Source organism: Brevibacterium sp. (genome assembly GCF_052105255.1).
Classification (GTDB): Bacteria; Actinomycetota; Actinomycetes; order Actinomycetales; family Brevibacteriaceae; genus Brevibacterium; species Brevibacterium linens_B.
In genome coordinates this window covers 1-7380 of sequence record NZ_JBQDYQ010000096.1, presented here as the reverse complement: position 1 = coordinate 7380, position 7380 = coordinate 1, and the positions used below count along the sequence as shown (strand labels likewise).

Below are 7380 nucleotides of genomic sequence, written 5' to 3'. Positions count from 1 at the left end.
CCCTTGACCAGGGGCGTGAGCACATAGCCGGGGTTGATCGCATTGCACGTCACTCCGTGGGGTCCGGCTTCGAGTGCGGTCGTTTTCGTCAGCCCCATGAGTCCGTGCTTGGCCGCGACGTAGGCGGACTTGTTCGCCGAGGCGCGCAGCCCGTGGACGGAGGAGAGGTTGATGATGCGCCCCCAGCCGCGTTCGCACATCTTCGGCAGCACCGCTTTCGTCAGCACGAACGGTGCTTCGAGCATGAGCGTGTTGATCAGCCGCCAGTCTTCGAGCGGGAATTCCGTGATCGGGTGAATCCGTTGGATGCCAGCATTGTTGACGAGGATGTCGACGTCGAGATCGGTGCCGTCCAGCGCCGAGGTGTCCGCCAGGTTGACTGCCCACGCTTCACCGCCGATCTCGTCGGCAACGGCCTGTGCCGAGTCGGCGTCGACATCGGCGACGATGACGGAGGCTCCGGCTTGCGCGAATGACTGAACGATCGCCTTGCCGAGACCGGATGCGCCGCCAGTGACGAGTGCGCGTTTGCCGGTGAGGTCTCCCATGAGATGTCCCTTTCGTGGTTCGGGTCTGTGGTCCGTGTCCATATTCCGCCGTGCGGAGGGTGAAGATTCATCGAGGTGGGCGCCGTGGCGGCTGCCGAGAGTATGTCGCAGTCCGACAGGCCAGCTCGATGCCAGGCAAAGGGGCGGTGCCGATACTCACCGACACCGCCCCCTCACCTGGTCACCATTCGGCCTCAATTGGCCGTGGTGACTCCGCGGCGCACCTTGTCTGCGTGGTCGAGCGAGCGCAGGTCGATCCCCTTGGTCTCGCGGGTGAACATCAGAGCGATGAACGAGATGATCGCAGCGGCCAACAGGTAGAGCGCGATCGGCACCGAGGAGCCGAAGGCGTCGAGCAGTGCGGTGGCGATGATCGGCGCGAAGGATCCAGCGACGATGGCCGTCACCTGGTAGCCGGTGGAGACGCCCGAGTTGCGCATGCGGGTCGGGAACATCTCGGACATGATCGCCGGCTGGCCCGCGTACATCAGTGCGTGGAAGACGAGACCGGTGAGGAGGGCGAGGAAGATCATGCCGGCACTGCCGGTGTCATACATCGGGAAGGCGAAGAAGCCCCAGGTCGCGGTCAGGATGATGCCCACGGCGTAGGGCATCTTGCGTCCGATCCGGTCGGTGGCGGCACCGACGAGCGGAACGAGGACTGCGTGGATCGCGTGGGCGCCGAGGAGGAGACCGAGGATCTCGGCGGATTCGATCTTCACCTGCGTAGCGAGGTAGGTGATCGAGAAGGTCACCACGAGGTAGTAGTGGATGTTCTCGACGAAACGCAGGCCCATCGCGGCGAAGACCTCACGCGGGTAGCGCTTGAACACGGCCTTGACGCCGTAGTCGACGCCCTCCTCGATCTCCTCGGCCTGAACCTCGCCGAAGATCGGGGCATCGGAGACGCGGGTGCGGATGTAGTAGCCGATGAGAACGATGACGGCCGAGAGCCAGAACGATACACGCCAACCCCACGACAGGAAGTGCTCTTCGGTCAGCGTTGCGGTGAGGACGAACAGAACAGCGGTGGCGAGCAGGTTGCCCAAGGGAACACCGGACTGCGGGAATGACGCCCAGAAGCCGCGTTCCTTGTTCGGAGCGTGCTCGGCCACGAGAAGGACCGCGCCACCCCATTCGCCGCCGACGGCGAAGCCTTGGACCACGCGCAGCAGCACGAGCAGGATCGGGGCGAGATAGCCGATCTGGTCAAAGGTCGGCAGACAGCCCATGAGGAACGTGGCCACACCGACGAGGACGATCGACAGCTGCAGCAGCTTCTTGCGTCCGTACTTGTCGCCGAAGTGACCGAAGACGATGCCGCCGACGGGGCGGGCGATGAATCCGACTGCGTAGGTGGCGAAGCCGGCCAGGATCGGCGTCAGCGGATTGTCGGACGGCGGGAACAGGATGTGGTTGAACACCAGTGTGGCGGCCGAACCGTAGAGGAAGAACTCATACCATTCGACAACCGTTCCGGCCATCGAGGCAGCGACGACCTTGCGCAGCTGGGCGCGAATCGACTTCCTCTCAGCATTGTTCTGAGAACTCATGGGACTCCTTCGTTTCCCCAATCCGCGTCACCGTTGAATGCGCGAATCGACTTGCTCTGGCGCCGATCGGCTGACAACCCGGGGCACTCAGACCGCATCGGCGCGGCCAGCGACCCCCTACTTCAGCCCAGTGTTTCGGGCGCTGGATATTTCTCATCCAAGGATCAGTGTGCGCCACGTTACAGAGTTTTTAGTCACGACCCGGCCATAATCCGAGAATTTCCGGTGCATATTCGTGCACAGCGGATGTGCAACTGATGTGCAGCCGGCAGATGCTGCTGCGGTCCGACCGCAAGGCCCATTGCGGCCCGATCGGCGCTGCGTGACAAGCCGTCCCTTACCCGCGACGAGTCCCCGCACCGAGGCCGCCCCGACCGCACCGTGGTCCCCGCCCCGACCGCACCGTGGTCCCCGCGCCGACCGACCAGAGACGCCCCGAACTCACCGCCGGCGCGGAGGCGCCTTCGCATCGCGTTCGGCCATCGAGGCGAGCATCGCATTGTAGGCGCGCAGCTCGGAGTCGTCGGTGCGGTCTTCGCTGCGGTCGATGCGCTTGGCTTCCCGGTCCGAGGACTTCGCCCATTGGACGCAGACCATGATCGCGATGAACAGGGTCGGGAACTCACCGATGCCCCACGCGATGGAGCCGCCGAGCTGCTGATCATCGATCGCCGTATAACCCCATCCTGCGCCGACGTTGCCGAACCAGTCACCGGCGATGAGCACGTTCGAGCTCATGATCGAGATGCCGAAGAAGGCGTGGAAAGCCATCGTCACCAGCAGCATCACGAGCCGCATCGGGAAGACAGGGCGCTTGACCCCTGGATCGATGCCGATGAGGGCTTGGGCGAACAGGTATCCGGCGCCGAGGAAGTGCGCGATCATCAGTTCGTGCCCGATATGTGTATCGAGCGCGTAGTACATGATTCCCGAGTAGTAGAAGACGACCAGCGAGCCTGCGAAGTTCACACTCGCCACGATCGGGTGCGCGAAGAAGCGCAGGTACGGAGTATGGACGAGCCAGAGCACCCATTCGCGCAGGCCGGCGGACCCGTCCGTGCGCGCCTTCGTTCCGCGCATGAGCATCGTGATCGGTGCCCCGAGGACGAGCGGCAGGGGCACGACCATGACCAGGAGCATGTGCTCGATCATGTGCGCGGAGAACTGCACCTCGCCGTAGACCCGGGGTCCGCCCGAGGTGACGTAGACGAGGAAGACCATGCCCACCAGCCAACTGATGAGGCGCAGCACCGGCCATTTGTCGCCTCGGCGGCGGAGGTTGATGAACGCCACGACGTAGGCGATCGAGAAGCCCACAGCGATCGCGATCCACAGCGGATCCATCGACCATTGGCTGAAATAGCGGGACAGGTTCGGCTTCGGCGGCAGCGGATCACCGGTGAGGATCTCGGCCGGGGAGGGATCGCCCACCGGTTCCTGCGGCACCGGCGGCTGCGACCGGGCCAAAGCTACAGCCATGCCCATCGTGACCCCGAAGAGGATGAATTCGACGATGATGAGCCGCCAGAATTCCACCGCCGCCGAAGCGGCAGAGCCCAAACGCGAGATGACGAACTGACGGTGCCAGAATCCGATCAGACCGAGCAGCACGGTCGCGAACGCCTTCGCGAGGATGACCTGCCCGTAGGGGGTCATCAGATCGTCGACGCCTTTCACGCGCAGGAGCGAATTGACGACTCCGGAGAAGACTATGAGACCGAAGGAGATGAGTGCGATCGTCGAATACCGTTCGACGATCGGCTTGAGGTTCTTCGAAGCGGCCAGGCGTGTTCCCAGCAGCGCAATGACGAAGAGCCCACCGAGCCAGAGGACCGCGCCGAGGATGTGCAGGCCGAGGCTGTTGACGGCCTGAGTATGCCCGGAGGCCTCTGCGGAGTGGCCCATCAGGGCCAAGGGCAGGATCACGGCGACGCTGAGCACCCCGGCGGCGGCGATGCCGACATGGGAGCGAGTGCCGAAGCACAGGGTCGAGGCGACGGCGATGAGGACGACGATGAGTACCCACAGCTGCCCGTAGGCGATCTGAGTGACGAACACGCCGAGTTGATTCGAGAAGTCGAGATAGGCCTGGGCGCCCACGGTATCGACGAATGAGAAGACGAGCACGGCGACCGCAGAGAGCGTCCACACGACCGAGGAGTATTCGGCGATCTGAATGGCCTTCGTCCACAGCGGGTCGAGAGGCACGTCATCGTCCGTGGGCTTGTGCCGGCGTGCGCGACCGCCTGCCGTGCGCGGGAGGATGAGGACGGCGAACATGAGTGCTCCGACGGTCAGTGACATCGCAATATTGAAGACGAACTTCGCTGCGGGAAGGCCGAAACGGACGACAGAGCCGGGGTCGTTGAGAAGAGTCGGGTTGGCTGCTCCAGTGAAGAAGAGTGCGGCCAGACCGGCGATCACCCCGAGGAAGACGACGATGGGGACCGTGGCACGTTGCACGAACCGTGTGATCGGCTCGATTCCTGTAGAACTCACTGCGCGCGGACCGCCCCTTCTGACATGACCCAAGGATATCGTTCGGCGTCGGCGCACTGCCAACCGGGAGATCTCTTCGTGGTCGAGATCTCGGGGAGCCGCCTCGGCGAGGATGGGTTCAGTCGTACGGGACGACGATCTTTCATATTCGAAGGCAGTCTGAGACGCTTGAAGATGCTCAGAGACGGCAAATGGCCCGGATCGCACGATCCGGGCCATTCGACGCTGCTGCGTTGATCAGTTCGGGCTGCCAGCGGCGCCCTTCAGCTTCGAACCAGCGGACAGCTTCACGGAGTAGCCGGCCTTGATCTGGATCTCTTCACCGGTCTGCGGGTTGCGACCCTTGCGAGCGGCACGCTCGGTGCGCTCAACGGAGAGCCAGCCGGGGATGGTGAGCTTTTCGCCCTTGGCCACGACGTCGGAGAAGACATCGAAGACACCATCGAGCACGTCCGAGACCTGCTTCTGGGTCAGGCCGGACTTCTCGGCAACTTCTGCAACGAGCTCACTGCGGTTCTTAGCCATAAAAGTGTCCTCCTTAGGACAAGTCGGTAGGTCACCGGTCCGTTTTTCCGATGACGAACTTCCTCGAGATTACCAGCTCGACTTGGTAACGCCGGGCAACTCGCCGTTGTGAGCCATTTCGCGGAAACGAACTCGCGAGAGTCCGAACTTCCGGAGGTAGCCACGCGGACGACCGTCGACCTGGTCACGGTTGCGAAGGCGAACCGGCGAAGCATCGCGGGGAAGCTTCTGCAGGGCGAGGCGTGCCTCTTCGCGCTGCTCGTCGGTGGAATCGGGGTGGGTCAGCTGACGCTTGAGAGTCGCGCGGCGCTCTGCATAGCGTTCAACGATGACGCGACGCTGCTTGTCTTTTGCGATCTTTGACTTCTTAGCCATGTGCGCTCAGCGCTCCTCTCGGAAATCGACGTGCTTGCGGACTACGGGATCGTACTTCTTGAGCACGATGCGGTCCGGAGTGTTGCGGCGGTTCTTGCGGGTCACGTAGGTGTACCCGGTGCCGGCCGTCGACTTGAGCTTGATGATGGGACGAACATCCTGTGCCTTAGCCATCAGAGCTTCACTCCCTTGGCGATGAGTTCGTTGACCACAGCGTCGATTCCGCGAGCGTCGATGACCTTGATGCCCTTAGCGGACAGAGTCAGCGTGACGTTGCGGCGCAGCGACGGAACGTAGTAGCGCTTTTTCTGAATGTTCGGGTTGAAGCGGCGCTTCGTGCGGCGCTTCGAGTGGGACACGTTGTGTCCGAAACCGGGGACGGCCCCGGTTACCTGGCAGGTTGCTGCCATGTCTCTCCTCCAGTTCACAAGTTACCGACTCTCGAAACAAGCTCCTGCGGAATCACACATGAGTGTTCTCCCCGCTCGCTTGCGCCGATGTCGGAAGACATCAACAAATTTTCTCGACTGTCACCGTGAAAATTGTGTACGCCGAAACAGGTCTGCCCGTTCGGGCGAGATGTCTCACCAGCGCTGAAGCCGTAGCCTGTGAGAGATGGCCGAAGCTGGAGTGCAGCGGTGGGTGAGCACCATGCGTGTCCTAACAGATCGATCGGTGACCTGCCTGCTACGACACAACAGAAATCAATCTTACTGAGACAGCGGGCCGGAGGGCAAATTCATCTCGGCTTCTGCGGCGGTGTCTTCATCACGGACTTCAGCCGGTCCGAGGTGGTTTCTGCGGCCTCCACCGACGCCGAGAGGGACTTTCACAGCTGAGGTCAAGCCAACTCGGTGATTTCCGCAGTAGGCTTTCGTCGGCAACGCGTCCTGTCGGCGATCCTGTTGAACGCCTGCTCGACTCGTGCCAAGGTAAGTAGATGATTGCCACCACATCTGGCATTCGGGAGGACTGATGAGCGACGTTCCACAGAGGCCGCGCATTCGTCCGGCGACGAGCGACGACTGGCACAAGGATTCTGGTGAATCCGCTGGTCAGAACCCGACGTACGGGAATGGAGCGGACCGTTCGTCTGCCGATTTCGACAACTCGACCTACTACGAGTACCTCGAACGGCACACGGGGGAACAGTCGATCTCGAAAGCCCGCAGCGGCAATGTCTTCGCGCCTGCCGGACACTCACCATTCGATGATTCTCACCCTGCCGGCCCACATCAGTATGGAAATTCTCGGCAGGCTCAGCCGTCGGGCGTCAGCGGCGCCGGCGACGACGGCGGCGGCTCGGCACAGAACGGACCGCAGACCCCTCCACCGCAGTTTCCGCCCACCGCCCCCAGCGAATCGTCGTCCGGCAATGGGCTGAAGATCACCGTCGTCATCATCGCCATCCTCATGATTCTGGCACTGGTGGGATTCTTCGGCATCCGGTGGCTGGCTCCCTCGTCGGGAACCGTCCCCGTCGATGTCGGATCAGGTGAGCCGGAGAGCCCGTCACCCAGCCCGTCCGACGATCTGGTCCAACCGACGAAGAGTCCGGAAGACCAGCTCGACGCTTATACCGAAGAAGGCACTGAGAAAGCCGCTGCCCTCGAAGGTGAGTGGGTGACTCAGGTGAGTGCGAAGAACGTCGGCCTCAAGGCCGACGGCAAGACATGGTCGGCGCAGGACATCCTCAACGAGTACGAAGCCAATAAGATCAAGTATCCGGGCGCGATCCTCATCCACAGCGGCGATTGGGCCTCGTACAAGGACGGCAGCTACTGGGTCACGGTCGTCGACACCGGCTACAGCGACCCGGATCAGGCGCTCGACCAGTGCCGTTCGTGGGGTCTCGACCGCAACCACTGCATCGCCAAGCG

General features: G+C 62.7%; 8 protein-coding genes. 1 reads left to right on the top strand and 7 read right to left on the bottom strand.

Features of this window, described 5'->3' with window-relative positions:
- From ACTIIH_RS15565 to rpmB, 7 genes are all read right to left on the bottom strand, one after another.
- On the bottom strand, nt 1-548 hold a 548-nt coding region (locus ACTIIH_RS15565; protein ID WP_441452758.1), incomplete at its 3' end, for an SDR family NAD(P)-dependent oxidoreductase.
- A gap of 194 nt (nt 549-742) precedes the next feature.
- Nucleotides 743-2101 (bottom strand): MFS transporter, encoded by a 1359-nt coding sequence (locus ACTIIH_RS15560; protein WP_441091883.1) that lies wholly within the window; start codon nt 2099-2101, stop codon nt 743-745.
- Nucleotides 2102-2542: 441 nt separating this feature from the next.
- Nucleotides 2543-4600 carry a cytochrome c oxidase assembly protein gene (locus tag ACTIIH_RS15555; RefSeq protein ID WP_173157927.1) on the bottom strand — a complete coding sequence of 686 codons (2058 nt, stop codon included), beginning with the start codon at nt 4598-4600 and terminating at the stop codon, nt 2543-2545.
- A 237-nt stretch (nt 4601-4837) separates the two neighbouring features.
- Nucleotides 4838-5125 (bottom strand): HU family DNA-binding protein, encoded by a 288-nt coding sequence (locus ACTIIH_RS15550; protein WP_025779153.1) that lies wholly within the window; start codon nt 5123-5125, stop codon nt 4838-4840.
- Nucleotides 5126-5194: 69 nt separating this feature from the next.
- Nucleotides 5195-5500 carry a 30S ribosomal protein S14 gene (rpsN, locus tag ACTIIH_RS15545; RefSeq protein WP_169253553.1) on the bottom strand — a complete coding sequence of 102 codons (306 nt, stop codon included), beginning with the start codon at nt 5498-5500 and terminating at the stop codon, nt 5195-5197.
- A 6-nt stretch (nt 5501-5506) separates the two neighbouring features.
- Nucleotides 5507-5674: a 50S ribosomal protein L33 gene (gene rpmG / locus ACTIIH_RS15540; protein WP_092010042.1), complete on the bottom strand. Its 168-nt coding sequence runs from the start codon at nt 5672-5674 to the stop codon at nt 5507-5509.
- Nucleotides 5674-5910, bottom strand: a complete 237-nt coding sequence (gene rpmB, locus ACTIIH_RS15535) for a 50S ribosomal protein L28 (protein ID WP_025779147.1) — start codon at nt 5908-5910, stop codon at nt 5674-5676. The genes rpmG and rpmB overlap by 1 nt, the downstream gene beginning before the upstream one ends.
- Nucleotides 5911-6475: 565 nt before the next feature.
- On the opposite strand from rpmB, the gene ACTIIH_RS15530 reads away from it, so the two are divergent.
- The coding region (locus ACTIIH_RS15530; protein ID WP_441452757.1) for a protein kinase at nt 6476-7380 on the top strand (905 nt) is incomplete at its 3' end.

What these genes read in the sequence shown, in the direction of transcription:
- rpsN (WP_169253553.1), bottom strand. Translation starts at nt 5,500, where the DNA reads ATGGCTAAGAAGTCAAAGATCGCAAAAGACAAGCAGCGTCGCGTCATC.
- rpmG (WP_092010042.1), bottom strand. Translation starts at nt 5,674, where the DNA reads ATGGCTAAGGCACAGGATGTTCGTCCCATCATCAAGCTCAAGTCGACG.
- rpmB (WP_025779147.1), bottom strand. Translation starts at nt 5,910, where the DNA reads ATGGCAGCAACCTGCCAGGTAACCGGGGCCGTCCCCGGTTTCGGACAC.
- ACTIIH_RS15550 (WP_025779153.1), bottom strand. Translation starts at nt 5,125, where the DNA reads ATGGCTAAGAACCGCAGTGAGCTCGTTGCAGAAGTTGCCGAGAAGTCC.
- ACTIIH_RS15560 (WP_441091883.1), bottom strand. Translation starts at nt 2,101, where the DNA reads ATGAGTTCTCAGAACAATGCTGAGAGGAAGTCGATTCGCGCCCAGCTG.